This window comes from Candidatus Bathyarchaeota archaeon, from assembly GCA_026014585.1.
Lineage (GTDB): Archaea > Thermoproteota > Bathyarchaeia > Bathyarchaeales > Bathycorpusculaceae > Bathycorpusculum.
This window is the reverse complement of the sequence record JAOZIA010000010.1, coordinates 15,939-42,884: the sequence shown is the minus strand read 5'-3', so window position 1 is coordinate 42,884 and position 26,946 is coordinate 15,939. Positions and strand designations below refer to the sequence as shown.

The 26,946-nt window shown below is 45.9% G+C and carries 26 protein-coding genes and 1 pseudogene; 13 read left to right on the top strand and 14 right to left on the bottom strand.

Features of this window, described 5'->3' with window-relative positions; translation table 11 throughout:
- Positions 1 to 3 precede the first annotated feature (3 nt).
- Together NWF01_04745 and NWF01_04740 are read right to left on the bottom strand one after the other, a co-directional pair.
- Complete coding sequence (locus NWF01_04745) at positions 4 to 507, bottom strand: rubrerythrin family protein (protein MCW4024328.1); 504 nt, start codon at positions 505 to 507, stop codon at positions 4 to 6.
- A 107-nt stretch (positions 508 to 614) separates the two neighbouring features.
- A complete protein-coding gene (locus NWF01_04740) occupies positions 615 to 836 on the bottom strand; it encodes an NFYB/HAP3 family transcription factor subunit (protein ID MCW4024327.1) in 222 nt (73 codons plus the stop codon).
- A 143-nt stretch (positions 837 to 979) separates the two neighbouring features.
- On the opposite strand from NWF01_04740, the gene NWF01_04735 reads away from it, so the two are divergent.
- From NWF01_04735 to NWF01_04685, 11 genes and pseudogenes are all read left to right on the top strand, one after another.
- Positions 980 to 1,753, top strand: a complete 774-nt coding sequence (locus tag NWF01_04735) for a TatD family hydrolase (protein ID MCW4024326.1) — start codon at positions 980 to 982, stop codon at positions 1,751 to 1,753.
- 137 nt (positions 1,754 to 1,890) lie between these two features.
- Positions 1,891 to 2,121, top strand: a complete 231-nt coding sequence (locus NWF01_04730; protein ID MCW4024325.1) for a 30S ribosomal protein S17e — start codon at positions 1,891 to 1,893, stop codon at positions 2,119 to 2,121.
- 16 nt (positions 2,122 to 2,137) lie between these two features.
- Positions 2,138 to 2,512, top strand: coding sequence for a hypothetical protein (locus tag NWF01_04725; GenBank protein MCW4024324.1), 375 nt, complete (start codon positions 2,138 to 2,140; stop codon positions 2,510 to 2,512).
- 59 nt (positions 2,513 to 2,571) lie between these two features.
- Positions 2,572 to 2,853 (top strand): MoaD/ThiS family protein, encoded by a 282-nt coding sequence (locus tag NWF01_04720; GenBank protein MCW4024323.1) that lies wholly within the window; start codon positions 2,572 to 2,574, stop codon positions 2,851 to 2,853.
- Positions 2,854 to 2,869: 16 nt separating this feature from the next.
- Positions 2,870 to 3,643 carry an S-adenosyl-l-methionine hydroxide adenosyltransferase family protein gene (locus NWF01_04715; protein MCW4024322.1) on the top strand — a complete coding sequence of 258 codons (774 nt, stop codon included), beginning with the start codon at positions 2,870 to 2,872 and terminating at the stop codon, positions 3,641 to 3,643.
- Between the two features lie 59 nt (positions 3,644 to 3,702).
- Complete coding sequence (locus NWF01_04710) at positions 3,703 to 4,266, top strand: NAD(P)H-dependent oxidoreductase (GenBank protein ID MCW4024321.1); 564 nt, start codon at positions 3,703 to 3,705, stop codon at positions 4,264 to 4,266.
- Positions 4,267 to 4,344: 78 nt separating this feature from the next.
- Positions 4,345 to 5,643, top strand: coding sequence for an endonuclease Q family protein (locus NWF01_04705; GenBank protein ID MCW4024320.1), 1,299 nt, complete (start codon positions 4,345 to 4,347; stop codon positions 5,641 to 5,643).
- Between the two features lie 116 nt (positions 5,644 to 5,759).
- On the top strand, positions 5,760 to 6,014 hold the full coding sequence (locus NWF01_04700) for a hypothetical protein (GenBank protein MCW4024319.1): 255 nt from the start codon (positions 5,760 to 5,762) through the stop codon (positions 6,012 to 6,014).
- A gap of 78 nt (positions 6,015 to 6,092) precedes the next feature.
- Positions 6,093 to 7,478, top strand: a complete 1,386-nt coding sequence (locus tag NWF01_04695; GenBank protein ID MCW4024318.1) for a TldD/PmbA family protein — start codon at positions 6,093 to 6,095, stop codon at positions 7,476 to 7,478.
- Positions 7,465 to 8,829: a TldD/PmbA family protein gene (locus NWF01_04690; protein MCW4024317.1), complete on the top strand. Its 1,365-nt coding sequence runs from the start codon at positions 7,465 to 7,467 to the stop codon at positions 8,827 to 8,829. Before NWF01_04695 ends, NWF01_04690 begins: the two co-directional genes overlap by 14 nt.
- 330 nt (positions 8,830 to 9,159) lie before the next feature.
- A pseudogene (locus tag NWF01_04685) lies at positions 9,160 to 11,484 on the top strand (arylsulfatase).
- Between the two features lie 43 nt (positions 11,485 to 11,527).
- On the opposite strand, the gene pheA reads toward NWF01_04685, so the two are convergent.
- The 7 genes from pheA to ilvB form a co-directional block, all read right to left on the bottom strand.
- Positions 11,528 to 12,340, bottom strand: a complete 813-nt coding sequence (gene pheA, locus NWF01_04680; GenBank protein ID MCW4024316.1) for a prephenate dehydratase — start codon at positions 12,338 to 12,340, stop codon at positions 11,528 to 11,530.
- Positions 12,337 to 13,860, bottom strand: a complete 1,524-nt coding sequence (locus tag NWF01_04675) for a 2-isopropylmalate synthase (protein ID MCW4024315.1) — start codon at positions 13,858 to 13,860, stop codon at positions 12,337 to 12,339. The genes pheA and NWF01_04675 overlap by 4 nt, the downstream gene beginning before the upstream one ends.
- 4 nt (positions 13,861 to 13,864) lie before the next feature.
- On the bottom strand, positions 13,865 to 14,899 hold the full coding sequence (locus tag NWF01_04670; GenBank protein ID MCW4024314.1) for an isocitrate/isopropylmalate dehydrogenase family protein: 1,035 nt from the start codon (positions 14,897 to 14,899) through the stop codon (positions 13,865 to 13,867).
- Complete coding sequence (locus NWF01_04665) at positions 14,896 to 15,387, bottom strand: 3-isopropylmalate dehydratase small subunit (protein ID MCW4024313.1); 492 nt, start codon at positions 15,385 to 15,387, stop codon at positions 14,896 to 14,898. Before NWF01_04665 ends, NWF01_04670 begins: the two co-directional genes overlap by 4 nt.
- A gap of 7 nt (positions 15,388 to 15,394) precedes the next feature.
- On the bottom strand, positions 15,395 to 16,663 hold the full coding sequence (locus tag NWF01_04660) for a 3-isopropylmalate dehydratase large subunit (GenBank protein MCW4024312.1): 1,269 nt from the start codon (positions 16,661 to 16,663) through the stop codon (positions 15,395 to 15,397).
- 111 nt (positions 16,664 to 16,774) lie between these two features.
- On the bottom strand, positions 16,775 to 17,287 hold the full coding sequence (ilvN, locus tag NWF01_04655) for an acetolactate synthase small subunit (protein MCW4024311.1): 513 nt from the start codon (positions 17,285 to 17,287) through the stop codon (positions 16,775 to 16,777).
- Positions 17,288 to 17,289: 2 nt separating this feature from the next.
- Positions 17,290 to 18,999: a biosynthetic-type acetolactate synthase large subunit gene (ilvB, locus tag NWF01_04650; GenBank protein MCW4024310.1), complete on the bottom strand. Its 1,710-nt coding sequence runs from the start codon at positions 18,997 to 18,999 to the stop codon at positions 17,290 to 17,292.
- A 367-nt stretch (positions 19,000 to 19,366) separates the two neighbouring features.
- Here ilvB and ppcA point away from each other — a divergent pair, with 367 nt between their 5' ends.
- Positions 19,367 to 20,956, top strand: a complete 1,590-nt coding sequence (gene ppcA, locus NWF01_04645; protein ID MCW4024309.1) for a phosphoenolpyruvate carboxylase — start codon at positions 19,367 to 19,369, stop codon at positions 20,954 to 20,956.
- A 61-nt stretch (positions 20,957 to 21,017) separates the two neighbouring features.
- Here ppcA and ilvD read toward each other — a convergent pair whose 3' ends face one another.
- From ilvD to NWF01_04630, 3 genes are all read right to left on the bottom strand, one after another.
- The gene (gene ilvD, locus NWF01_04640; GenBank protein MCW4024308.1) at positions 21,018 to 22,646 is read right to left on the bottom strand and encodes a dihydroxy-acid dehydratase; all 1,629 of its coding nucleotides are present in this window, start codon (positions 22,644 to 22,646) and stop codon (positions 21,018 to 21,020) included.
- An 80-nt stretch (positions 22,647 to 22,726) separates the two neighbouring features.
- Positions 22,727 to 24,223 carry a 2-isopropylmalate synthase gene (locus NWF01_04635; protein MCW4024307.1) on the bottom strand — a complete coding sequence of 499 codons (1,497 nt, stop codon included), beginning with the start codon at positions 24,221 to 24,223 and terminating at the stop codon, positions 22,727 to 22,729.
- Between the two features lie 125 nt (positions 24,224 to 24,348).
- Positions 24,349 to 24,528 carry a hypothetical protein gene (locus NWF01_04630; GenBank protein MCW4024306.1) on the bottom strand — a complete coding sequence of 60 codons (180 nt, stop codon included), beginning with the start codon at positions 24,526 to 24,528 and terminating at the stop codon, positions 24,349 to 24,351.
- A gap of 109 nt (positions 24,529 to 24,637) precedes the next feature.
- Here NWF01_04630 and NWF01_04625 point away from each other — a divergent pair, with 109 nt between their 5' ends.
- The gene (locus NWF01_04625) at positions 24,638 to 24,784 is read left to right on the top strand and encodes a hypothetical protein (GenBank protein ID MCW4024305.1); all 147 of its coding nucleotides are present in this window, start codon (positions 24,638 to 24,640) and stop codon (positions 24,782 to 24,784) included.
- Between the two features lie 189 nt (positions 24,785 to 24,973).
- Here NWF01_04625 and NWF01_04620 read toward each other — a convergent pair whose 3' ends face one another.
- Positions 24,974 to 25,846 carry a prephenate dehydrogenase/arogenate dehydrogenase family protein gene (locus NWF01_04620; GenBank protein MCW4024304.1) on the bottom strand — a complete coding sequence of 291 codons (873 nt, stop codon included), beginning with the start codon at positions 25,844 to 25,846 and terminating at the stop codon, positions 24,974 to 24,976.
- Positions 25,843 to 26,922: a pyridoxal phosphate-dependent aminotransferase gene (locus tag NWF01_04615; protein ID MCW4024303.1), complete on the bottom strand. Its 1,080-nt coding sequence runs from the start codon at positions 26,920 to 26,922 to the stop codon at positions 25,843 to 25,845. Before NWF01_04615 ends, NWF01_04620 begins: the two co-directional genes overlap by 4 nt.
- Positions 26,923 to 26,946 lie beyond the last annotated feature (24 nt).

Genomic DNA, 26,946 nt, shown 5'->3' with positions numbered 1-26,946 from the left:
CTCTTATTCTATTTTCTTAAAACTTTTTTGCGGTGCTCCGCAAATTGGGCATCTGTCAGGTGCTGTGCCTTCAAAGGTGGCGCCGCACACTGGGCAAACATAATAATCGGCTTTTGCAATAGGCGTCTTGTTTTTCAGTGCATCTAAGGCTTTCTGGTAAAGTTCTGCATGCATCTGTTCTACTTTGTTTGCCCAATCAAAGCTTACTAAGGCTTGCTTGTTGCCTTCGGTTTTTGCTTCTTCAATGAATTGGGGGTACATTGATTTGAACTCGTGAGTTTCCCCTGCGATTGCGGTGCCAAGGTTGTCTTGTGTTTCTTTTACTTGACCTAACACGCGTAGGTGGTTGTGTGCGTGCACGGTTTCTGCTTCTGCTGCTGCTTTAAACAGCATTGCGATTTGTGTTAATCCTTCTTGTTCAGCTTTTTTTGCAAAAGATAGGTAAAGCCTGTTTGCTTGGGATTCGCCTGCGAAGGCGGCTTTTAGGTTTTCCTCAGTTTTAGTCAATTAAAATCACCAAAAAATACTAACTTAAATCGGGATAATAAGGCATTCGTAGTTAACGCTAAGAAACTCTTTTGTGTTAACAAAAAAAGAAAGAGAGAAATGTGAGTTTATTTTCCCATGACTTTTCTTGCGGCTATTTCGATATCTTCCGCTTTGATGGTTTTTCGTCCAGCGTGCATTGCGTAGTCTAAGGCTTCCTTGGCAACTTTAACACCGATGTCCTCTAATGCTTTAGCCAGTTCTTTTGCTGCTGCTTCGCTTACTCTATCTGCTCCAGCTTTCTTGCATAAACGGTGCATGGGAGCTACAGCTATTTCTAATTCAGTCATATCGACATCTCTTCAGCTTCTTTTTCATTTTAAAGCTATATTTAACCTTTTTTGTTCGCACAGTGCCTTATTTAAGCTTTCAGCAGTAAGCGAACAATTTATTAAACAAGAAATCAAATAAACGCCCAGAGAAGCGAATCATCTTGAAACTGATTGATGCCCACGTCCACCTCTCAGATCCCGAATATAAAGGTCACATAGAGGAAATAATCGCGGATGCCAAAGACGCGGATGTAAAAGCATTAGTCACCAACAGTATGGACTTAGCCACCTGCCAAAACGATATCGTCCTTTCTCAAAAATACCCTGACCTTGTATATCCCGCTCTAGGAGTTCACCCGTGGAATGTTAATGTGCTCAAAGACGGCGAGTTAGATGAGATAATAAAATTCATAACCTCCCAAAAAGAGCGTGTTGTGGCTATTGACGAAATCGGATTAGACTACAAATATGAAACCCTATGGGAAAAGCAGACGGCAGTTTTTGACCGCATGCTCCATTTAGCTGAAACACTTAACCTGCCCGTAATCATTCACTCACGCGGTACAACCGACGTAATTGTAAATATGCTTCCATCCTATAACCTGAAAAAAGTTTTGCTACACTGGTTTAGTCACCCGCTAAGTGCACTTGACAAGGCAGTTGAGCACGGTTACTTCATAACTGAGGGGCCGCCAATTGTTTACTCTAATGGGTTGCGTGAAGTTGTAGAGCGTGTGCCTTTAACGAATTTGATGACTGAAACTGATGGACCAGTAACGTATTGGAAGCGTCCCTACAGTGGGCAATTGACTAAGCCGTCATTTATCAAAACAGTAGTTGAATCAGTGGCTGAAATCAAGAAACTGCCTCTGGAAACGGTTTCTGAACAAATCATCGCCAATTTTGAGGCGTTTTTTGGGATAAAACTTTCTTGAGCCGGGTAGCCTGTTAGGGTTTTGTAGGTAGAATTTGGATTATAAGGCGTAACCTTAAATTAAACCCCCTGTCTATTGAGAGTTGCATTCTGCGCTTTTAGCGTAGGTAAACTGAGATTAACTACGGAGGAATAACACTGGGAAAAGTAAAAACTGAACAAGTAAAACGGCTTGGCAAAGAACTGATGACAAAGTTTCCAGACAAGTTCTCCACGAACTTTGACGAGAACAAGCTTGCAGTTAACACTCTCACTCGGGGTTCAACTACAAGAATACGAAACAAGGTCGCTGGATACATCACAAGAACAGTCACCCTAGCTCAAGCTGGACAAGAAATCGAAGAAGAAGAAATAGACACATCCGAATAATTCTGGATGACCCTTCATGATGGATGAATACCGAAAAGGGTGGGCCCTTAGATACCTGCGCGAAGCAAAGGCTGAGTTAGAAGCAGCGCAGAAAATGCCGTACATGGCATCTACGCTTCTGCTGGAGGCAATCCGTAAAGCTAGAAACGCTATCTATTACAGTCTTGGCGAACCTGCTTTTATCGAGATTCTTATCCGTGAAGAAGTCATGAAAAACCCTGCAACAAACGATTCTGTTCTGCGTTTTTTGATGGGTATTGAAGGCGTGGTTCAGCAGCTCTCGCAGCTTGAGGAGGTAAATGATGATGCCATCCTTAAGCAGGCGGATTCACTTGTAGAGATTGCCTCAGACATCGTTGAAACTTTAACTGACGAAAAACTTGAAAACTAGCTTTCTGAAACAAAATTTTTAATCTTCAATTTACCTTCAATATATTGAGCAAGTGAAGCATGACTGTTAACATAAAATTCGTCGGTGCACTACGCCAAATCTTTGGAAAAACCCCCCTTACCATAAACTTTACTGAGGGGCAGTCCCTTCTTAGTTTGATTGCTCAGATAAGTCAGGATAATCCCCAAATGAAAAAGAATCTAATAGACCAGCAGGAAAATCCTAAACCACACGCGCTCATCCTAGTTAACGGAAAAGAAATAAGCGTTCTTGCCGGTTTAGAAACAACCTTGCAGGATGGCGACGAAGTAGTTTTTATCCCAATAACACACGGAGGCTAAAAAGTTAACAATCACACTGACAAGCGATTTCGGAGTCAAAGATCCATACGTTGCTGAAATGAAAGGCGTAATCTTGAGCATTATCCAAAACGCCATCATAGTGGATGTCACGCATGAAATAGAAAAATTCAACATTAAACAAGGTGCATTTGCTTTAGCCTCTGTTGTACCCTACTTTCCCAAAGGCACCATTCACGTAGCCGTTGTCGACCCTGGGGTAGGCACAGAAAGATTACCCATCCTAATTCAAACAAAACAGGGTTATCTTATTGGACCTGACAATGGGGTCTTGATTTTAGCCGCCCAAAATCAGGGAATCCAACGTATTTACCAACTATCAAATCCCCGCTATATGCAGCCTCAGATATCCAGAACTTTCCATGGAAGAGACATTTTTGCACCCGCAGCAGCCTTTTTGGAGCGCGGTACAAAGCCCTCTGCTTTTGGTCCAGCAGTTCAAAATATTGTTCTGCCCGAATTTGCCAACGTTAAACAGGATGGCGACTGCGTGTTTGGGGAGGTTTTGCAGGTGGATAGTTTTGGTAACATAATCTCAAACATCAGCCAAAAAATGCTCCTCCAAATTGGCATCACAGGCGCGGTGAAGGTACAGATAGGTCATCATCAAGTACGCCTCGATTTTTGCTCATCCTACGGGGAAGCAGAACCTCAGAAACTTTTGGCACTTATCGGAAGCCACGGCTTTTTGGAAATAGCCTTAAACCAAGGCAGCGCCGCAGAAATGCTTCACGTAAAAACCGGTGACAAAATCCAGCTCTCACCCGAATAAACCCTGTCCTGTTTTTCTTTTTATATTTGATTTTCATTAGGTTTAATTGGAGTTTTCTTATGGATAAGCCACTTAGGGTTCTTGCTTTTGCGGGAAGCTTGCGTCATGGCTCGTTTAATAAAGCGCTTGTTAGGGCAGCACTTGAAGTTAAACCTGAAAATGTTGAGATTGAAGTTTTTGACCTTGAAGGCATCTCACTCTACAATCAAGACTTGGAAATTCAGCCGCCTTCAAGGGTTATCGAGTTTAAAACAAAAATCCGCCAAGCTGACGCGTTACTAATTGCCACACCAGAATACAACTATTCCATCCCAGGGGTCTTAAAAAACGCGCTTGACTGGGCTTCCCGCCCCAAAACTGGCAACCCACTAGATGGCAAACCCATAGCCATAATGAGCGCATCAACGGGGCGCTTGGGTGGTGCCAGATCCCAGTATCATCTACGACAAACCTTTGTTTTTCTTGACATGCACCCAGTTAACCGACCAGAAGTCATGCTTTCTAACGCTAAAGACCATGTTGACTTAGAGGGAAACTTGACTAATGAGGACACAAAAAGGCTAATTAGGCAACTGTTGGAAGAATTGGCAAAATGGACTGTGAAGCTGAAAAATCCACCTTAATACCCTTCGTGCTTTTGTTACGCAGGTTTTTCTGACGTAGTTACAGTAACTTTAAAACCGTTTACGGCATGCTATTTTATGGCGTCAAACTTGAGAGTGATTGCTGATCTTCACATTCACGGCAGATACAGCAGGGCAACAAGCGAGCAGATGAACCTTAAAGAAATAGCCCGCTTTGGAAAAATTAAAGGATTAAACCTTATCGGAACAGGTGACTTCACACATCCCCTCTGGCTCCAAGAAATAAAAGAAATTCTAACACCTGACACTGAAGGCTTATACAAAATCGCAGACGCCAAAGATTCTTCTGTCAAGTTCATGCTAACCACCGAAGTCTGTACGATCTTTGACTACAAGGGCGAATCAAAAAAGATTCACCATGTTATCCTAACCCCAAGTCTTGAGGTAGCCCAACAAATCAACGAAGCCTTAAGGAAGCATGGTGATTTAGATTCTGATGGTAGACCAATTTTGGATATGGCCGCGCCACAACTGGTTGAAGAAGTAATGGAAACCAGCCCTGATAACATGGTTTTTCCTGCGCATGCATGGACACCATGGTTTAGCTTGTTTGGAAGCTTCAGCGGCTTTGACCACATCGAGGACTGCTACCAAGACATGACCCGGCACATTCATGCGCTTGAAACCGGTTTGTCTTCAGACCCAGATATGAACTATCGCCTAAGTGCTCTTGACCGCTTTACCCTTCTCTCAAACAGTGACTGCCACAGTTTTTGGCCTTGGCGCATCGGCAGAGAAGCCAACGTGTTTGAGCTGGAATCAGTCACATACAAAGAAGTAATTGATGCCATAATCCAAAATGATTCCCGATTCAAGATGACTATTGAAACTGACCCCGCCTATGGCAAGTATCATTGGACAGGGCATCGCAACTGCAAAGTTTCGCTTTCACCACAGGCTGCCCAAAAATACAACAACATTTGCCCTGTTTGCCGCCGAAAACTAACCCGCGGTGTTGAGCAACGCGTTGAGGAACTGGCGGATAGACCCGTGGGTTTTAAGCGTGAGGGCGTGCCGAGTTTTCTGTGTCTTTTGTCGCTGTCTGAGATAATTGCTGCTGTTTTAGGAATTAGTTCCCCTTCAACACAAGCGGTTTGGAAGGAGTACAATTTGCTTGTTGGCAGATTCGGCGATGAGTACTCGGTGCTTATGGATGCACAAAAGGAAGCGTTGGCTGGCGTGGTGGATGAGCGGTTGGCATCTGTGATTGTTGCTGTGCGTGAAGGTAAAGTTAAGGTGATTCCTGGTTATGATGGCGTTTATGGTCAGTTGGATTTGGGCGCGTCTGAGGTGCAGGTTAAGCCTAATTCGCCACGTGGAAGTGTTCAACAGTTGAATATTGCTGATTTCTTTTAGGCATGGACTTGCATGGTGTTTTAACTGTTTTTGTGTATAACAGTTTACCGAGAATACTTATTAAGTACAAATACGTGCGATTGGCGGGGCAAGAGCACTAGGGGACAATATTGATAATGGCTGAGCGGAAAAAGGAAGACCCGTTCTTTCAAGTTGTAGACAATGTTCTAACGCAAGTGTTAGGTAAAGAAGCCGCTGTACTCATATACAAACATCTAGAAAATTATTATTCACTACATCCGCATGAGTACGCAGGAAGGATGGATTTATTTGCTAAAGGTCTAAAAGACTGCTTAAGCACAACAGGCGCCATTCCCATAGAAAACATGATTCTATACGACCTCTACGGCTTAAAAATCACAAACCAATAACCCAATCTTTTTCTGCAAAACAAACAGTTTTTATCTGCAAGCAGCAACTAGCTACTACCATTCTGAAGGCACACCATTTTGGAGGACCTTTTAGCAAAAATCAACAATGTAGCCACCCAAAAACACCAAGCCCAATACTCCGAAGCCCGAGCGCAAAGCCTAAACAAAACCATGCTCACCCTAAAAGAGGGACGCGTAGAAGCTGCCAAGCAGGGCTTAGAGCACGGTGTTGCAATCCGAGTTTTAGTCAATGGGGCTTGGGGGTTTGCGTCGGTTGGCTCTTTAAATGAACAAATTCTACTGACAGCGGTTGAGGATGCCTGCAAGATGGCCAAAACAGCAAGCGCCAGCATTAAAGAACCCGTTTCGCTTGCCTCTGCAAAAACCGTAACTGACCATGTGACGCTAAAACCCAAAATTAACCCTGCAGACATCAGCATGGAAGATAAAATAAAAACATTCACGGAAATCAACAAGGCAACCATGGGCTTTGATGCTAAAATCAAAAGCTGCACAATCGACTATCTTGATTTAACTGGGACAAGTCAGTTTGCCAACAGCGACGGTACCAGCCTTGAAATGGACAAGCTGTATGTTTGGGCAAGAATAACCGCTTCAGCTCAATACCAAAACATCCTAACCTACAGCAGAGAAGAACTTGGCTCAACAGCGGGATACGAAGTTTTCCAAGAAAACCCGCCGCAAACAATAGGCACAAACGCTGCCAAACGAGCCGTTCAGCAGTTACGTGCTAAACCCATCAAAGGCGGAACCTTCCCAGTGATTTTGGGGCCAAACGTTGTAGGCGTATTTGTCCATGAAGCCTTTGGTCATTTAGCAGAAGCAGATTTGGCTTTGTCAGGCGGCGTGCTGTCAAGTAATATGGGCAAAAAAATCGGCTCAGAACTGGTCACCTTTTATGATGATGGCACCATTCCCGGCGCGTTTGGCTCTTTTAGATATGACGATGAAGGCGTACCTGCCCAGAAAACCCTACTAATCAAAGATGGTATAGTCACGGGTTTGATGCATAGCCGTGAAACCGCCCAAAAATTCAACACAAAACCCACAGGAAACGCGCGCGCCGAGGATTTCCGAGTGGAACCCATAATTCGTATGCGTAACACGTACATGGCGTCAAGAGACCACAGATTTGAGGAACTGCTGGAAGGCGTCAAGTCAGGCTTTTATCTGAAAAGTTTCCGTGGTGGACAAGCAAATTTGGATGGCACATTCCAAGTTGGCATTCAAGAAGGCTACGAAATAATCAATGGCGAACTCGGTGAACCAGTGCGTGACGCATCAATCAGCGGCAACACGCTGGAAACCTTGCATAAAGTGGATGCTGTCGGCAAAGATTTTTCCCTGAACATGGGTAGATGTGGGAAAGGGCAAACTGCATTTATTGGTGATGGTGGACCGCATATTCGAGTTAACAAAGTGATGGTGGGTGGCAGTGCTTAAAGAAAACGAAATGCTAATCATAGCGGAAAACGCTGTTAAATACGCCTTAAAAATTGGTGCCTCAGAAGCCGAAGCCTACGTTTACGAGGATCAAGCAATCAGCATCGGCATCAACCTTGGACAGATAAGCAAAAGCCAAAAAACCATTGACCGCGGCATCGGCATAAGGGCAACAATAAACAAATCCGTCGGATTCGCTTACACCAACATAATCAGTAGCCAAGAAGCCATACAAAAAGCCGTATCCAACGCGTTGAACGCAGCCAAAGCCAGCCCCCCAGACCCAAACTGGCATGGTCTCCCAGAAAAGAAGCCATACGGAACTCTGCAAGGAATTTTTGATGAAAAAATCGTCGATTTGCACGCAGAAGACCTTGTGGGTTTGGCAGCCCAAATGTTAGACCGCGCAGGAGAAGTGGATAAACGCGTCTTATCAATTGAGGGTGGCGTGGGAAGTGCCTATGTTGAAAATGCCATAGCTAACTCTAAGGGAGTTTTGGCTTTTGATAAGGGTACAGTGGTTGAGTGCAGTCTTGAAACTATTGCCAAAGACGGCAACAAAGTAACACCTGCATGTTTTGAATTTAACATCTCAAGAAACCACACAGTTGACCCCTATTGGGTTGGCAAAGAAGCCGCCAAACTTGCCCTTTCAGCTCTAAAAACTAAACCTGTCAAGACAAAAACAACCAAACTAATCCTAACCCAATTCGCACTTGGTGAACTTTTAGGATACACTTTGCTCAACGCCGTTAAAGCTGACAGCGTGCAGCGTGGGCAATCAGCCTTTAAAGACAAAATCGGCACAAAAGTCGCCTCAGAGGCTCTCACCATTTACGATGACGGATTACTGCCCGGTGGCATGCGGAGTTGGCGTTTTGACGCAGAAGGTACTCCACAACAAAAAACCCCAATTATCGAAAACGGCATCCTGCAAAATTTCCTCTATGATAATTACTCTGCAAAGAAAGAGGGCAAAGAAAGCACAGGCAACGCACTACGCAGCGGTTACCTGTCCACGCCAAACATTGGACCAACCAACTTCCACATAATGCCCACAAACAAAACCAGCGAAGACCTTCTGGCAGAAATAGATGATGGCTTAATCGCCTACTATCTGCAGGGTGCACACAGCAGCAACCCCATGAGCGGCGACTTCTCCGTTGTCGCGACTCCTGCATGGCAAATTAAGAATGGAAAAATCACAGATGCATCCAGCGGCGTGATGCTGGCGGGAAACGTCTTTGAGTTGCTCAAAAACATACGTTTGGTTGCTAATAATGAGCGTCAGGTGGGGTCGCTGGTTGCGCCTTGGGTTATGGTTGAGAATGTTAGGGTTATAGGGCAATAACTCTCCCCTTCTATAGGTTCTGCATAGAATTTCTAATAGGAACCAAATAGACTATTTGACCTCTTCCTATCATTTCTGCATACCTTGACTAATAGGCTCCAAATATGAACACAAACATTTGGAAGAAAGATAATCGAGAATTTTTTTACACATCAGTTAAACGATAAAAAAAATAAGGTACCTTTGGTTGTTGTTGTAATGAGTACACACAGGTTTATTTGTAGCTAAAGGCAGTCTGTTAAATGGTAATTTTGATTAAATCGAGGTGTTTTTTTGTCAACAAACGATGTAAAGAAACAACCAGTTCAAGAATTTTTTTCAAGAAGTGCGATACCGTTTAAGGGTGTTATCAAGCTGGACGTTCGAGACTCAACGCCAGACTGGAATCCATACATACCAAAGAAAGCTCCCAAAGGAGCCCCAAACATCCTTTTGATTCTCTATGATGACACCGGTCTCGCAGCTTGGTCGCCTATGGGCGGCAGGATCAACATGCCAACGCTGCAAAAGTTGGCCGACAACGGGTTAATGTATTCACAATTTCACACCACTGCGCTTTGCGCACCGACACGCTCCACCCTCCTAACTGGGCGAAATCACCACCTAAACGGATTTGCGTCTATAACAGAAACATCAAACGGGTTTCCTGGTCAACACTGCCGCATCCCAGCTAGCTGCGCCACAATCGGCCACATCCTTCAAGATAACGGATGGAGCACCTTCTGGTTAGGCAAAAACCACAACGTTCCCGAAAATGACCTCGGATCTGGCGCTACCCGCAAATGGTGGCCGCTCAATTTGGGCTTTGACCGTTTCTACGGCTTCCTAGGTGGCGAAACAAACCAGTGGTATCCCAGTCTAGTCAGGGACAACGAAATCATCGAACAACCCTACCTCCCAGACGAGGGCTATCATCTCTCCAAAGACCTTGCGGATCAAGCCCTAGCAATGCTAAGGGCCCAACAATCCACCAATCCCTCAAAGCCATGGTACATGTGGTTCTGTCCAGGCGCCAACCACGCTCCACATCAGGCTCCCCAGGAATACATTGATAAGTACAAGGGCAAGTTTGACGACGGCTATGAAGCCTACCGTGAGTGGGTACTACCACGCATGATCGCTAAAGGGCTTCTTCCTGAGGGTACTCAACTTACACCCATTAATCCAATGCCTGATGATGCAGCAAACCCAGGAGACCATGTGCGTCCATGGAATACGCTTAACGCCGACGAGAAAAAATTGTTCTCTCGCCTTGCAGAGGTTTACGCTGCATACTCAGAATATACAGACGCACAAATTGGCCGCATCATCGATTATCTTGAGGAGACTCATCAACTCGATAATACACTAGTTATTTACTTAGCGGATAACGGTGCTTCAGGAGAAGGTAGCCCCAATGGTTCAGTCAATGAGAACAAGTTCTTCAATTCCTACCCAGATGATATTGCTGAGAACATGAAACTTATCGACGTGTTGGGCGGCCCAGATACCTACGAGCACTATCCAACAGGATGGGCTGTCGCCTTCTCGACTCCCTTCAAAATGTTCAAGCGCTATTCTGAATTTGCAGGTGGCACTTGTGACCCTCTGGTTATTTCTTGGCCAAAGGGTATTAACGCGCAAGGAGGTGTTCGCAACCAATACCATCATTGCACTGACATAGTTGCAACTATTCTTGATATTTGTGGGTTGGAGATGCCCAATGTCTACAAGGGTGTGGAACAGGTCCCACTTTCGGGCGTTTCAATGCGTTATACATTTGATGCGAAGCCAGATGATCCAACGAGAAAAAAGCGGCAGTATTATGCCATGCTGGGTACTCGGGGAATGTGGGAGGACGGCTGGAAGGCCGCTGCAATTCATGCCCCTTGTCCAGTAGATAAGGATCACTTCGACAAGGATGTATGGGAACTCTACAATACTGATGAAGACCGTTCTGAGTCCAAAAATCTTGCTAAGGAGTATCCTGAAAAATTGTAGTTGCTTATCAAGACCTGGTTCGAAGAAGCGGACAAAAACCTTGTGCTGCCGCTAGATGACCGCGGCGCAATTGCTGTCCTTACTACATATCGACCCACCGAAGAACCTCCACGCGAACGATACATCTACTATCCGGGGATTCCTGAAATTCCCGAGTCTGCAGCTGTCAACGTTGCTGGGCGCTCATACAAGATTCTTGCTGATATCGAAATAACCGATCCAGACTGTTCAGGACTTATCTTTGCTCAAGGTGCACGATTTGGCGGTCACGCGCTCTTCATCAAGAACAAGAAACTCTATTATGTCTACAACTTTTTGGGAATCCCTCCGGAGCAACAGTTTATCTCTCCTGAGCTTAAACCAGGTAAATACGTTTTAGGTGTAGAGTTCGTTAGAGAAGGTTCAGGAAAATTCAAAGAATCTGAAGGCAAAACGAAGCTGTACATTAATGAGACACTCGTTGCGGAGGGTCCTATGCATGCACAGATTGGCAAGTTTTCATTGTGCGGTGATGGTCTCTGCATTGGACGAGATAGCGGTGATCCTGTCAGTCGGGAATACAAAGCGCCAGCGGCGTTCAAGGGCGGAACAATAAAGTTCGTTGGAGTCACAGTGGAAAAAACACAATACCTTGATTTAGAGAAGCTTGCTAGTGCCGCATTCGCCAAAGACTAATGTGGACGGCGACGTCGTCCCAGTAGTTCAGAAAAGTTATCAATTAAATAACTCTGGGGTAACTCCCTAGAATTTTTACGAATGTTGCGTATTTTTCTATAGCTTGTAGCGCTTCGGTGCAGCGTTTCTCTGTTCTGTGTCCTTCAAAGTCGAGGTAGAAGTTGTATTGCCATGCTGTTTTTTTGGTTGGGCGCGATTCGATGCGGGTCAAGTTGATGTTTCGTGATGCAAATTCGCCTAGTGCATTGTATAGCGCTCCGGGTTCGTGTTTGGTTGAAAAGATGATGCTGGTTTTGTCATCGCCTGTCGGCGCAGCATCTTGATGTGCGAGCACAAGGAAGCGGGTGTAGTTGGTGAGGTTGTCGGATATGTCTCGGGCAATGATTTTCATGTTGTTGAGGTCTGCTGCTTTTTCGCTGGCGATTGCGGCGGCGTTGAGGAGTCCTTTTTCTTTGATGAGTTTGACGCTGCCTGCGGTGTCGTATTCGGGGATGATTTGCCATTTGTGCTTTTCAAGGTAACTTCGGCATTGGGCGAGTGCTTGAGGGTGGGAGTATACGCTCTCGATATCTTCGAACTTGGTTTGTTGGTTGCCTATGAGGACGTGAGCGAGTTTTACGGCTACTTCTCCTTGCACTTTCAAGTCATAGGATAAAAAGAGGTCGTAGTTCTGATTGACGCTGCCTTCGATGCTGTTTTCGATTGGGATGACGCCTGCGGGCACTGTTTTGTTGCTTACAGATTCGAACACGCCGCGGAAGTCCTTACAGGGTAGCGGCTCAGCTGTGGCTCCGAAGAATTTGTAGACTGCCATTTCGCTGTATGCGCCTGCTTCACCCTGGTAGGCTACTTTCACTGTTTGTTTCCCTGCTTACGATTTTTTATTAGGCACTTGTTTATGCCGTTAATCATGGCTTCCACAGAGGCCATTACGATGTCTTCTCGGGCTGCCCTTGCGGATACGATGTTGCCGTTTTCGTCTTCAACTTTGATGATTACTTCAGCAACCGCGTTAGAACCGCCTGTGATGGCTTCAAGCCTGTACTCGCTTAGGCGGATTTTTGCAATGTTATTGGTTAGTTTCTGAATGGCTTTAAGCACTGAATCCACTGGTCCAACGCCTGTTTCCGCGGCTGTGTATTCTTTGCCGTCAATGGTTAAGCGTACAGAAGCGGTGGGTATGACTTTTATGCCTGTTATCACTGCCATGTCACAGAGGTCAACTATTTTTTCTTCCCCAATCACTTGACCTATAACTGCAGAGGTTAACGCCAGCAAGTCCGCGTCAGTGACCATTTTACCTTTGTCCCCCAAGTCTTTTACGCGCTGCACGATTTGCTTTAGCTGCTCCTCAGTTGGGTGTATACCTATTTCTTCCAGCTCCGCCTGAATGCCGCGTGTTCCCGCCAGTTTACCCGCGACCAGTTTGCGTGTTCTGCCGACCAGTTCGGGACTGATGGGCTCAAACGTAAGAGGCTGCTCAGTGACGCCTCGTGTATGAATGCCAGATTCGTGGGCAAACGCGTTTTCGCCAACTATGGCTTTGTTTACTTGCACGGAAACACCTGATAAGGAGGCTACCATGCGGCTGGTGCTGTAGAGTAAGCGTGTGTTTATGTTGGTTTTGTAATTATAAACCACATGCAGCGTGGTGACGATTTCTTCTAGGGCTGCGTTGCCTGCGCGTTCACCTAATCCGTTGACTGCAACGTGAATTTGAGAGGCACCTGCTTCCACCGCTGCGAGGCTGTTGGCTACGGCTAAGCCGAAGTCGTTGTGGCAGTGGGCGCTGATTGGCACTTTGATGAATGATGCTAAGTCTTTGAATAGTTTGTAGGTTGTTTTGGGTATCATGCAGCCGACTGTGTCGGGTACGTTTAGGCTGTCCATGCCTGCGTCCTGTGCGGCGCTGCAGATTTGCCGTAGAAAGGGCAGTTCTGTGCGTGTGGCATCCATGGGTGAGAACTCGCATTTTACGCCATGCTTTTTGACATACTGAATGGATTCAACAGCGGAAGACAGGACTTGTTCGGGTGTCATGTTTACTGCATGCTTCATCTGCACGGGCGAGGTTGGGATAAACACGTGAATTAAGCCAACATCACAGTCTAGTGCGGCGTCGATGTCTTTTTTTGTGCAGCGGGATAACGCGCAGATTTGGGAGGTTAAACCCAGTTTAGCAATGTCTTTAACGATTCGTTTTTCGCCATCTGAACTGCTTGGAAAACCAGCTTCAATAACGTCAACGCCAAGCATACCTAATTGGCGGGCTATCTCAATTTTATCGTCAGCAGTCAAAGAAACACCGGGGGTTTGTTCCCCGTCGCGCAATGTTGTATCAAAAATGCGGATTTGTTTTTGGTTTTGGGTTGTCATTGTCTCAGCCAGTCTGTGTTAAGGCTGCAGCAATAGCTTTGGCCATGCCCAACGTTGTAGTTGTGCCGCCACAGTCTGGAACAGATTGCTTGTTACGCAACGCGTACAGTACACCGTTCTCGATTGCTTTTCCAGCCTCGATACACTTAGGATCCTGATATTTCTCACCCAACCAATCAAACATCATCTTCGCGGAAAGGATCATGCTGATTGGGTTTGCGGTTTGTTTGCCTGCGCGGTTTGGTGCAGAACCGTGGATGGGTTCGAAGAGTGCGAAGTTGTCACCGATGTTTGCGCCTGGTGCCATGCCTAAGCCGCCGATTTGCTGTGCTGCCTCATCAGAGAGGATATCTCCGAACATGTTGCAGGTGCAGAGGACGTCGAAGGCGTGGGGTTCTTTGATTAGGCGCATGGATGCTGCGTCAACGTATAGTTCGTTAAATGCAATGTCTGAGTACTCTTTTGCGACACCGCGGCATACGTCACGGAATAAGCCGTCGGTTACGCGCATAACGTTTGCTTTGTGTATAGCGGTGACTTTCTTTTTATTGTTGCGTAGGCGTGCCATTTGGAAGGCTTTGTGAGCGATTCTTTCGCATGCACGTCTGGTGATTAAGCGTATGCAGATGGTTGTGTCTGGGTCTAGTTGGTGTTCTAAGCCTTTGTAGACGTCTTCAGTGTTTTCGCGGACAAACATCATATCGATGTCTGGGCGTGCAACTGGAACACTGGGGTAAGCTTTCAAAGGACGCAGGTTCGCGTACAAATCAAAGATTAAACGCAACTTTACAATAACGTCTGCTGCGCTTTCGCCAACTGGACCTTTCATGCAGGCGTGACTGTTCTTGATTTTTTCAAGTGAATCAGCGGGCAGTGCTGCACCGAGAGTTTCAAGTGCAATGTCGCCTGCTGGGGCTTCAATAATGTATAGTTTTATGCCGAAGTTTTTTTGCACTGAGTCAAGGACAACTAATGTGGCTTCGGAGAGTTCTGGTCCGATGCCGTCTCCTGGAACAAGGGATATTTTATATTCTGTCATTTTTTCATTTTCCTCTTTAAATGTTCGATTAATCCGCCATCGTTTAGGATTTCTAAGATGAACGGTGGCAGCTTGGGAACTTGGAAGCTTTTATTTGTTGAAATAACCTCAATGTCACCTGCTTCAAAGTCAACAGCTACAACATCGCCTGTTTTGACCGCGCTTGATATGCCTTTGCATTCAATAACGGGCAAACCGATGTTGATGGCGTTTCTGAAGAAGATGCGGGCAAACGATTCCGCCAACACACACTGAACACCAGCATACTTTAGTGCTAATGGGGCTTGTTCACGGCTACTGCCGCAGCCAAAGTTTTTGCCGCCCACCAAGACGACGCCTTGGGCTTTCTGGGCAAACTCTGGGTCTAAGCCTGCTAATGCATATTTAGCCAACTCGTAGGGGTCAACTAGTACTAGGTATTTGCCAGGTAGGATAACATCTGTGTCGATATTGTTTCCGAAGACTACTGCGGAGCCTTTTACTTTCATGTTCAATTTAGTGTACCTCCAGTGTAGATGGGTCAGCTATTTTTCCTGTAATCGCTGATGCCGCAACTGTCGCGGGTGAGGCTAAATACACGCTGGCTTTGGGGCTACCCATTCGTCCGATAAAGTTACGGTTTGAAGTGCTCACGCAAACCTCATCTGCTGCCAGCAACCCGATGTGACCACCTAAACATGGACCACAAGCGCTACCGCAGACCACTGCACCGACTTCGGTGAAGATTTCGGTTAAGCCTTCTTTTAATGCTTGCATGTAAATTTGCTGTGAAGCTGGGATTACTAGGGCGCGTACGCCATCTTTGACTTTTTTACCCTTCATTACCTCTGCGGCTAAACGCAAATCTTCCAGTCTGCCGTTTGTGCAGGAACCAATGAAGGCTTGGTCAACTGCGACATCGCCTACTTCTGAGGCGACTTTTATGTTGTCAACTGATGAGGGGCAGGCTACTTGAGAGGGCATCTTGGATACGTCAAACTCAACGATTTGCTCGTAGCTTGCGTCTTTATCGCTGGCTAAGGCTGCGAAATCAGGCAAATCACCAGCTACTCTGCTTTGCAAGAATTGCTGGGTGGTTTGGTCTGGTTCTACGATACCGTTTTTGGCACCCATTTCAACTGCCATGTTACAAACAGTCATTCGTCCTGCAATGCTCATTTCTTTCATTGTGGGTCCCGTGAATTCTGCGCTCTTGTATATTGCGCCATCCACGCTTAACTTGCCGATTATGGCTAAGATCAAGTCTTTTGGGGTGACGTATTTTTTGAATTTCCCTGTTACGTTGATTTTGATTGCTTCGGGAACTTTCAGCCAAATCTTGCCAGTTGCCATGACTGCGGCTGCTTCAGTTGAGCCGATTCCGGTTGCAAACGCTCCGAATGCACCGTATGTGCAGGTGTGGCTGTCTGCGCCCACGATTACTGCACCAGGAACCACGTGTCCCTGTTCAGGCATGACTTGATGGCACACTCCGCCCCTACCCACGTCGTATATTTTGAGGTTTTGGTCTTTGGCAAATTGCCGCATTGTTTTGTGCAGTTCCGCCGCTTTCACGGATTCGGCGGGAATCTGATGGTCTAGTATCACCACTACTTTTTGGTTATCCCAAACTTTGTTTACGCCTATTTTTTTGAAGGCTTCAACTGCTAAAGGTCCAGTTAAATCGTGGATCATGAGTTTGTCCACGTTGGCGTCGACTATTTCACCGGGTGAAACAGAAGATTTGCCTGAGGCTTTAGCTAAGATTTTTTCTGTGATATTCATGATTTTTTTCCTCTGTTGTCCACTGACTACCTATTTCTATTGCGATAACTTTGAGGACGCATCCATTTTTTTATGGATAAACAAATAAAGTTTTTCCATTGGATTAACAGTTTATTCGTTAATCTTTATGGATTTTGAACCACGTGCCAGTGCAGTTATGCCTGTTCGTGCAAGTTCTAGTATGCCATAGCTGCGCATCAGGTTTAGGAATGCGTCTAGCTTATCAGGGGTTCCAGTGATTTCTACAGTTAAACTGTCAGTTGAAACATCAATAATTCGTCCCCGAAACACATCTACGCAATTAATGATGTCTGAGCGCTCCTTAGTAGTTGGCACATTAATTTTAATCAGCGACAGCTCCCTTATCACGCAGTTGCCCATCTCCAGTTCCTCAACTCGAATCACATCAATCATTTTCGCAAGTTGCTTTACGACTTGGTCAACAGTTTTCTCATCGCCATTGGTGGTGATTGTCATTCGTGCAAGTTCTTGCTTTTCTGTTGGTCCAACTGTTATGCTTTCAATGTTAAAGTTTCGTCGTCGAAAAAGGTTAGCTACGGTGTGCAGTACACCGGGCTTGTTTTCTACCAGCACGGATATGATTTTTGTTTTTCCCATTTCCATATTTAGTAGTCTCCACTTTGTTGAGGTAAACCGCAACCTGGAGGCACAAAAGGAACCACGTCCTCTTCTGAGCCGATTGGCACATCAATCACGGTTGAAACTTTGCTGTTTAATGCGGTTTTAACTGCCTTATGGAATTGTTCTATGGAAGTTACTCTAAAGCCTTGCGCTCCATAAGCCTCCGCTAACTTGACAAAGTCAGGAGTCTTACCCAAATCAACTGCCATGTAACGACGCTTGTAGAGGATTCTTTGCCACTGAGCAACCATACCCAGCACTGAATTATTCAGCACAATAACAGTGACGGGAATATTTTCGGCGACTGAGCATGCAAGCTCGTTTTCAGTCATTCGGAAGCTGCCGTCTCCTGCAATGTCAACCACTGGCCTGTCTGGGCACGCGACTTTGGCGCCTATTGCTGCTGGAAAACCAAAGCCCATGGTTCCAAGCCCACCTGAACTGAGGAAGGTTCGGGGTTTTAGTGTTTTAAAGTACAGTGCTGACCACATCTGGTTTTGCCCGACTTCGGTTGTGATTATGCCGTTTTCAGGTAGCAACTTGCGTAGTTCCATCAGTAGGGTTTTGGGAACTAAATCTTTAGGTTGCTCATTCATTATGGGGTTTAGTTTTTCTTTGACTTCTTTAACCCGTTTTAGCCAAGCTTGTCCATCTTTCTTTTTGAGTTTCTCAGAGATGGCGTAGTACATGATTTTCAGGGTGACTTTGGCATCGCCCACAATTGGCACATCAACCTCGATGTTTTTGTTAATTTCTGCGTTGTCTATTTCGATTTGGATTTTTTTGGCGTCAGGACAGAAAGTGTCCAAGTTCGCGGTTGCACGGTCAGAGAAACGGGTTCCAATAGCCAACAAAACATCTGCTTCACTCATCAGCTTATTAGCTACTGGGTTACCATGCATACCAATGCAGCCCAACGATAACGGATGACCCTCGGGGAAAGCGCCTTTACCCATAAAGGTAGTTGCAACTGGCGCCATTAGCAAATCGGACATTTTCACCAGTTCATCTGATGCGCCTGAAATTATAGCGCCACCGCCCACTAAGAATATAGGGTTTTCAGCTTTCAGCAGCAACTCAACGGCTTGGTTTACTTTTTCTAAGTTGGGTTGGGAGGCTGGTTTGTAGCCTTTAGCATCAATTTTGTCTGTGAATTGAACCTCAGCGGATTCGGACTGCACATTCTTTGGCAAATCAATTAAGACTGGTCCAGGTCTGCCTGTTCCTGCTATGTAGAATGCTGTGTTAACTGTTACTGGGATTTCAGCGGTTGTTCGGGGCTGGAAGTTGTATTTGGTGATTGGAGTGGTTATGCCGATGATGTCTGCTTCTTGGAAAGCATCTCTACCAATCATGTAAGAAGTGTTAACGCCTGAGGAAGGAACCTGACCTGTTAGGGCAACCATTGGTGAAGAATCCATGTACGCATTAGCTATGCCCGTTACTAGATTGGTGGCTCCGGGACCTGAAGTTGCCATGCACACACCTACTCGCCCACAGGCTTTAGCGTAGCCTTCTGCCATGTGCGCTGCTCCCTGCTCGTGTCGAGCAAGGATGTGTCTGATTTTTGTGTTTCCACAAAGTGCGTCGTATACGGGCAGTATGGCTCCGCCTAAGATGCCGAACATGACGTCTACGTTTTGTCGTTCAAGAGATTCTAAGAGTGCTTTTGCACCAGAGATTTTAGTGGACATTTAACATTGCTCCTTATCATTAACGTTTATACTGTCGTCTGAACAGAAAAATCGTGTTTTACAAGCTTCTTTTTTAGAGGTTTCACTGGAATAATTAGAGAATAAGTACCCGACGATCCCAGCTATTGAGGTGACGATCCCTCATTTTCAATGCCTCTTGAAATTAAGTATCTAAACCTAATGGCTAACACCATAAAAAGATTGTGGTGACTCATGGATTATTGGCAGCAAACATTTGACAAGGTCATAGTAGAAATGAAATGAACGGTGTAGAAAAGCGATTATTAACTAAATTTTGGGCGATAAAATTTAAATAAACTCTCTCACATCATGCCAAGCTTTAAAAGGCAACCAAGAGGGTTAAAAATTGAACTCAGATTTTGACGAAAAAAGAGTTATTCCATGCACCATGTCAACGCAGCACCCTGATAACGCCAATGTTCCAGAGTGGAGCAATCAGGACATAATTAACGGTAGTTTAGAAGTTTTTGAAGCTTACCGCGCCTACAGCATTCTTGGCTGCCAAGAAGTAATGTGGGACTCAGAGGGCAAAGACACAGACACACGCGTAGTCCGAAAACTTATGCAGAAACATTGGGACTACTTTGCAGGTCACACCATCGGCGAAGACATCCTGCTGACTTATCGTATACCCAACCCAAAAATTGAAGGCGCAGAACGCAAATACCTGCTTGAAACACTTCAAAACATTCCCGTAGCCCACGATGTAGCCTCCTTAGCATACAAACGTGAGGTAGAACCAATCTTTGAAGTCATCCTGCCCTTCACAACTGAAGCTAAAGAGCTTATCATGCTTTTTAACTACTACAAAAAAGCCATCGTGGAAGCTGAAAACGTTCCAGTCTGCGAAGACACAACAGCAAAAGAGTGGATTGGCGATTTCAAACCCAAAAGTCTCAAAGTAATACCCCTTGTTGAGGACTTTGAAAGTATAAGTTGCGTAGACAAAATCGTCACACCCTACATTAAAGCCGTTAAACCCAAAAAACAACGTGTATTCATCGCACGCAGCGACCCCGCACTCAACTACGGCTTAATCTGCGCGGTGCTCCTGTCAAAAATAGGACTCTACAAACTCAAAAAACTAGAAAAAGAGACAGATGTTGAAATTCATCCAATCCTTGGTGTAGGCTCAAAGCCTTTCAGAGGACACCTCTCCCCAGACAACATCTATAATTTCTTAGATGAGTACAAGGGACTCTCAACAGTAACAATTCAGTCCGCGTTCCGATACGATTACCCAATCGAGCAGGTTAAAGAAAGCGTAAACACCCTAAACCATCGACTACCAAACGGCACCCCACAACCCATCAGCCCCGAAGAGGAAGAAACAATCATGGGGTTACTGGCTAAATGTAGAAAAGAATACGAATGCCAAATTGAATCCTTAGCACCCTTCATAAACAGTGTCGCAGCGTACGTTCCCGCGAGACGAGCACGCAAACTCCACATTGGACTCTTCGGCTACAGCAGATGCGTCGCAGGTGTATGCCTACCTCGAGCCATCTCATTTGCCACTGCCCTGTACAGTATCGGGTTACCCCCCGAGTTCATAGGACTAAAAGCATTGGGTAAACTAACAGATAGAGAATGGGGTCTACTCGAAAAGAACTATCTAAAACTGGAAAATGACCTCAAAGTAGTAGGCGGATTTGTTTCTTGGCAAAACCTAAACATGCTAATGGAAATGAGCCAAGCAACCGCGAAAAGAGCAAACATGAACGAAGAAGACCTAAAAACCGCCCTAATATCGCTACAAGAGGATCTAAAAACCGTAGAAGACAAACTACCACTAAAGCTTGGACCTAAAGAGTTGCCGCAGAGAAAACATGAGAACTACACCAACAACTTCCTACTCTCTTACCTACAAAAAGATGATGAAGAAGCCAAAAGAGCGTTGGTAGAATCAGCAAAACTCCGAAAATGTTTAGGCTAAAAACAACTTTTTCTCAATTTTTTAATAAAAAATGAGGAGGGCTAAAAACCCTCGAATCTGCTTATTCTATGGGTGTTGGCGTGTAGCGGGACAATATGCCCTTGCTGAATTTGGGCGGTCTGGGCTTCCACGCGGCTAAGCGCTCTTTGAGTTCTTGCTCAGAGAGGTCCACTTTGAGGACACGGTTAGGTATGTCAATGGTTATGACATCGCCGTTTTGAATAACAGCGATTGGACCACCATCAAACGCTTCAGGAGCCACATGACCGATACTGCCGCCGCGGGTTGCACCGCTAAAGCGTCCATCAGTGATAAGCGCGACGGATTCTGCTAAGCCCATACCTGCAATCGCGGCAGTGGGGAAAAGCATCTCGGGCATACCTGGTCCGCCTCTCGGACCTTCATAACGGATAACTACGACGTCGCCGGCTTTGATTTCTTGACCCCGTATCGCAGCAATTGCCTCTTTTTCAGAATCATAAATTTTTGCTGGACCCGTGTGCTTTAGCATGCTTGGCGAGACACCTGCAGATTTGATAACACTGCCTTTGGGTGCAAGATTGCCTGTTAAGATGGCTATGCCGCCTTCCTTGTGCACAGGATTATCAAGTGGACGGATTACTTCACTGTTGAGCACTTTGGCATCTTTGACGTTTTCACCTAAGGTTTTTCCCGAAACCGTCTTTGCATCCAAATTCAACATATCGCGAATTTCATTGAGCACTGCAGGAACACTGCCAGCAGCATCCAAATCCTCAACTGCATAAGATCCACTTGGAATCATACTGCAAAGGTGAGGAACCTTTTTACCGATTTCATCAAACAACGACAAAGGCAAAGTCAACCCTGCCTCTTTAGCAATAGCTGGAAGGTGCAGAACCGTGTTGGTTGAGCCGCCCAAAGCCATGTCCAACGCAATTGCGTTCTCGAAAGCCTGCATGGTTAGAATCTTTGAGGGTGTAAGTTCTTGTTTTACTAAGGAAATAATTTGTTTGCCTGTTTCTTTTGCTATGCGCATTTTAAGGGCGCTGGTAGCCAGTGAAGTGGCGCAGTAAGGTAAACTTAACCCCAACGCCTCTGTCATACATGCCATCGTGTTAGCAGTAAACATGCCACTACAGCTGCCACAGCTAGGACACGAAGCATCCTCTAACTCAAAAAGTTCTTTCTCCGTTAGTTTTCCTGCAGTAACCTGCCCAAGTGCCTCGGGCATGTTGGCGTAGCTGAGTTTTCTGCCTCGGAGATTGCCTGCCTGCATTGGTCCACCCGTAACCATAATGGCTGGGATGTTAACGCGGGCGGCTGCCATGAGCATGCCGGGGGTGATTTTGTCACAGTTAGAAACCATGACCATACCGTCTAGACTGTGGGCTTGCAGCATGATTTCGACTGAGTCGGCGATGATTTCGCGGCTGGGAAGCGAGTACCGCATGCCCAAGTGCCCCATGGCTATGCCGTCACAGACCGCGATGGTGTTAAACTCGAAGGGTATGCCGCCTGCGGCTAAGATGCCTTCTTTGACGGCGTCGCCTATGGCGCGTAGGTGAATGTGTCCGGGGACAATGTTGGTGTAGCTGTTGGCTACTCCGATGAAGGGTTTAGTCAGGTCATCATCAGTTAAACCAAGAGATTTCAAAAGTGCCCTATGCGGGGCTTTTTGTGTTCCAAGTTTAATCTCGTCACTTCTCATTTTGGGTTATCCTCTGAATAAGTGTGTTGTGATATGTTGGTTGATGTTGCTGTTAAGTCTTTTCAAACAAAAAAGAAGGGTTAGTGTTTGGGTTTACCATTACCGTTGCTGTTGCCAACCATCAAAACGTTCATGCCGCTAAGCACCGCTTCAATGCTGGCTTTCACAATGTCCTCACGAACACCCATAGCAGTCACGGTTCTGCTTCCCTTGCGTACCTTAACGATGACCTCAACCATGGCATCAGTTCCGCCTGTGATGGCTTTGACGTTGTACTGCTCAAGGGCTATGGGTTCAACTTCGGATATGGCGTTTTTGACAGCATTTATTGTAGCGTCAACGGGTCCTACTCCAACTGCTGTGCCCCACACGTCCTTGCCGTAAAGACACAGCCGAACCGAAGCAGTAGACGTTACTTTGTCGCCACCCACAAACGTCATTTCCTCAAGCGAGATAGGCTTCTCAGAACTCAAACCCATAACGGCTTCAGCGATTGCGAGCACGTCAGCATCCATTATGGCTTTGCCTTTGTCACCCAACTCTTTGATGCGCTGGAAGATTTCTTTGAACTGTTCCTCACTGGGGTTCAATCCCATGTTGGCGAGATCGTTGCGGATGGCGTTTGTTCCACTGTGCTTGCCCGGCGCTATGCGGCGGACTCCACCGACAAGCTCGGGCGCGATGGGTTCGTAAGTGAGCGGGTTAGCTAAGACGCCCTGAGTGTGAATACCCGATTCATGCGTGAAAGCGTTCTCTCCCACGACGGCTTTGTTGGGTTGCACATGCACGCCTGAGAGACGTTGAACCAGCTGGCTGGTGCTGTATAGGAGTTCAGTTTTGATGTTTAGGTCGAGTTTGTAGAGACTACGCAGTGAAATCACGATTTCCTCAAGCGCAGCGTTGCCTGCGCGTTCGCCTAAGCCGTTGATTGTTGCGTGGGCTTCGGTTGCGCCATTGCCCAATGCGATGACTGTATTTGCTACGGCCATTCCAAAGTCGTTGTGGCAGTGTACGCCGATGGGAACCTTAAGCGCCTTGGATAGGTCGCCAAAGAACTGGACGGTTTTTTCGGGAGTTAGGATGCCTACGGTGTCGCATGGTGTTACTCGGTCTACTCCTGCGGCTTCCGCTGTCTGAAACACCTTTGTCAGATACTCAAAATCGCTTCGGGTGGCGTCCTCAGCCAAAAGCTCCACCTTTAAGCCATGCGCCTTTGCATAAGAAACACAGTCTTCGGTGGCTTTGAGCACTTGCTCACGGGTCTTGCGCATTTTAGCCTCTATGTGCAAATCTGAGGTGGGTATAATCATGCTCATGGTGGAGGCTTCGCTTTTGATTACGGCGTCAATGTCGCCTTTGGTGCCTCTGCCTGCACTGCTAACCTCAGCACGAAGACCCTGTTTGGCGATGAGTTTGACTGCTTCAAGCTCGCCCTCGCTGACCGCGGCAAAGCCTGCCTCAATCACGTCCACGCCTAGCTCGTCTAGCCGCTGGGCTATGCGCAGTTTGTTTTCAGCTACAAGAGATACTCCGGGAGTTTGTTCACCATCACGTAGGGTGGTGTCTAAAAATTTTATGGTTTTAGGGAAGCGGTTGAATAAAGCAATACCCCATTTAAATCACATCTCTTGTTTCAGGGTGAACCAACCATATAAAAATTATGGTAACAAAAAGAGTTAAAGCATTTTTTAAAAGTTCAATGCTAAAAAGTAGGATTAGTTTGTTGGTTTTTGTAGTGGAAGGTGTATTGGGTTTGTTGGTTGTTTTGGTTTTTTATGAAAGCTGAAAAGCCGCTTTGGTTCATGTATTCTTTGAATAGTTCGCGTTGTTGGTTTGGGGTCATGTTGGTTACATTGCGGTGTTTTGTTTTTTGTTGGCTCATGCCTGTTTCTCACCTTCACAAATTAGCGTTATGATGTTATTATGTTATGACGTCATGTTGTATAAAACATTTAGGGTTATGACGTCATTATGTCCCACGAGGAACCAAAGTGAAAAAAAGAACAACCATATACGTCGACACAATCATCTGGGACCAATTCATGAAATACCTAATCGAAAAACACGGAAAAACCCATGGCGGCGTCATCTCTGAAGAAGTAGAAAAAGCAATCCAAATCCTAATCAAGAAAAAATAATTTGCCTAAAAGGCTTTTTGTATAGTTTTTGTCCCTGAAAACTCCCCAACATGTACTCAATGCTACTCATTGGCAACTTCATATTTGGAGCCTATTTGGTGCCTATTAGAAACTCGATGCAGAAACCATAGAGGGGTAGATCCCTAATAGCTGATTTTTCAACCAAAATTTGTTTCTCAAAAATGTGGGTTATTTTTCTGTGGATTCCAGCATCTTATACATTACTTCGTAGGAGTCTGTGAAGTTGCTGTCGGATTGTTTGAGTTTCTTGTTAAGTTGTGCCATGCGCTCCTTGATTGCCGCAGAATCCTTGCGCTTTATCAAATCAAGCCATTCTTGAGCTTTAGCCACAAACACGCCCTCAACCTTGTCCACTTCAGGCAGGCTCGTCTGCAAACTCGCAAACAAATCAGGCGTCTCCAACGCAGTCGCCTCAGCCAGCGTGTACAGCATGCGATACGTGGTTCCCGAGACCTTTTTGGTTTCAGCCAAAGTCTCCTGCTCCAAAAGTGTCTCGCAGGCAACTAAACCCAGAAAATGCGGCAAACCCAACACAACCGCGATGAGCTCATCATGTTTTTTAGGAGACATCACAAACACGTGAGCTTCCTCTTTTTCCAGCCACGCCTTGAACTCGGAGGCGAATTTTTCTTCTTCAGAATTGGTTGGGGTTAGGATGTAGGCTTTGTGGGCTATGCCATTGCTTCCGGGACCAAACACGGGATGCGTTCCTAATACGGTGGCGTCTTTGATGTAGCGGTGCATAACCTCTACGGGTGTCTGCTTAACAGAGCACACGTCCATGACGACTTGTCCTTTGTGTAGGGCGGGGCTGATGGTTTTGGTGACTTCTTCCATGGCGTCAATGGCTACACAGAGCAGAACTTGGTCTGCGTCTTTGACGGCTTCAGAAAAGTTGGTTGTTAAAGAAAAGGATTGATTTTGGTGAGGAACGAGTTTTTCTTGTTTGCGGTCGGCGAGAACTACGCTGTAGCCCCTGCTCTGAAAAAACTTGGCGAACCATACGCCCATTTTTCCAGCGCCGATAACCGCAATTCTCATTTGGCAGCCTCACAGATTTTATCCAGTGCAACCTCAATTTGGTCGTCTGGAGCAGTTAAGCTAATGCGGAAGTGCTCACGGTAATCACCAAAACTTGTACCCGGAGCCACCGCGACACCATTATCCAGCAAATTCAAAGTGAATTTTTCGCCATCTAACCCATCCAGTTTTGGAAACACGTAGAAGGGGGCGTCGGGTTTGGTGAATTTGAAGCCTGCGTCTGCGAGTTTTTTGCTTGCGAGGTCAGCGCGTGCTTTGTATTTTGCTTTAATGTTGCTGGCGATTTGGGCGTGTAGCTCTAAGCCTTTCATGGCGGCTTCTTGGATGAATACGGGTACGTTGTTGATGGTGATTTGGTTGAGTTTGGTTATTTTGTCAACTAGCATTTTTTCGGCGATGATGTATCCGATTCTCCAGCCTGTCATGGTGAAGGTTTTGCTAAACCCATTGCTTAGTATGTGTTTGCATTCTCCGTCGTAGTCGAGGATGCTTTTGGTTTTGTTAAACGCGATAGCGCCGTAAACTTCATCGGAGAGGATGGTGATGCCTTTTTTGTTGGCGATTTCCACGATGCCATCCAACGTTCTGTCGTCGATGACTTTGCTGGTTGGGTTGTTGGGGTTGTTGAGAATTATCATTTTGGTTTCGGCATCAATCATTTCTTCCAGCTGACCCAAATCAACTTTCCATTGGTCTTCCAGCGTAGTTTTGAGCAGTTTGGTTTTGGCGCCAAGGGTTTTAGCGATTAAATCATAAGCGGTCCAGTAGGGTGTGGGCACGATTACGTTTCCGCCGCCCTTCATCATCAAGTACAGGGTAGCAAAGATGCCCCATTTAGACCCCGGAGTGATAACTATGTTTTCAGGTTTAACATTGTGAATTTCTGCAAGTTTAGCCCTCAGCTTGCCTTCGCCATAAGAGGATGAGTACTTGGTTTTACCTGCCTTCATTGACGCATAAGCTGCTTCCACGATTTCGGGTGGAGTTGCCATGTCAGGGTCACCAAGGTTTAAGCGAATAATCTTTTTTCCTTCACTTTCCAGTCTAAGAGCTTTCTCATTTATTTCATACAGCATACCATTTGGCTCTCCGTAAAGAGT

What these genes read in the sequence shown, in the direction of transcription:
- NWF01_04665 (MCW4024313.1), bottom strand. Translation starts at nt 15,387, where the DNA reads ATGAAAGTAAAAGGCTCCGCAGTAGTCTTCGGAAACAATATCGACACA.
- NWF01_04630 (MCW4024306.1), bottom strand. Translation starts at nt 24,528, where the DNA reads ATGAGCCAACAAAAAACAAAACACCGCAATGTAACCAACATGACCCCA.
- ilvB (MCW4024310.1), bottom strand. Translation starts at nt 18,999, where the DNA reads ATGTCCACTAAAATCTCTGGTGCAAAAGCACTCTTAGAATCTCTTGAA.
- NWF01_04620 (MCW4024304.1), bottom strand. Translation starts at nt 25,846, where the DNA reads ATGAGAATTGCGGTTATCGGCGCTGGAAAAATGGGCGTATGGTTCGCC.
- NWF01_04660 (MCW4024312.1), bottom strand. Translation starts at nt 16,663, where the DNA reads ATGAATATCACAGAAAAAATCTTAGCTAAAGCCTCAGGCAAATCTTCT.
- NWF01_04675 (MCW4024315.1), bottom strand. Translation starts at nt 13,860, where the DNA reads ATGACAACCCAAAACCAAAAACAAATCCGCATTTTTGATACAACATTG.
- NWF01_04700 (MCW4024319.1), top strand. Translation starts at nt 5,760, where the DNA reads ATGGCTGAGCGGAAAAAGGAAGACCCGTTCTTTCAAGTTGTAGACAAT.
- NWF01_04720 (MCW4024323.1), top strand. Translation starts at nt 2,572, where the DNA reads ATGACTGTTAACATAAAATTCGTCGGTGCACTACGCCAAATCTTTGGA.
- NWF01_04710 (MCW4024321.1), top strand. Translation starts at nt 3,703, where the DNA reads ATGGATAAGCCACTTAGGGTTCTTGCTTTTGCGGGAAGCTTGCGTCAT.
- ilvN (MCW4024311.1), bottom strand. Translation starts at nt 17,287, where the DNA reads ATGGAAATGGGAAAAACAAAAATCATATCCGTGCTGGTAGAAAACAAG.
- ilvD (MCW4024308.1), bottom strand. Translation starts at nt 22,646, where the DNA reads ATGAGAAGTGACGAGATTAAACTTGGAACACAAAAAGCCCCGCATAGG.
- NWF01_04705 (MCW4024320.1), top strand. Translation starts at nt 4,345, where the DNA reads ATGGCGTCAAACTTGAGAGTGATTGCTGATCTTCACATTCACGGCAGA.
- NWF01_04740 (MCW4024327.1), bottom strand. Translation starts at nt 836, where the DNA reads ATGACTGAATTAGAAATAGCTGTAGCTCCCATGCACCGTTTATGCAAG.
- NWF01_04615 (MCW4024303.1), bottom strand. Translation starts at nt 26,922, where the DNA reads ATGCTGTATGAAATAAATGAGAAAGCTCTTAGACTGGAAAGTGAAGGA.
- NWF01_04725 (MCW4024324.1), top strand. Translation starts at nt 2,138, where the DNA reads ATGATGGATGAATACCGAAAAGGGTGGGCCCTTAGATACCTGCGCGAA.
- NWF01_04670 (MCW4024314.1), bottom strand. Translation starts at nt 14,899, where the DNA reads ATGACAGAATATAAAATATCCCTTGTTCCAGGAGACGGCATCGGACCA.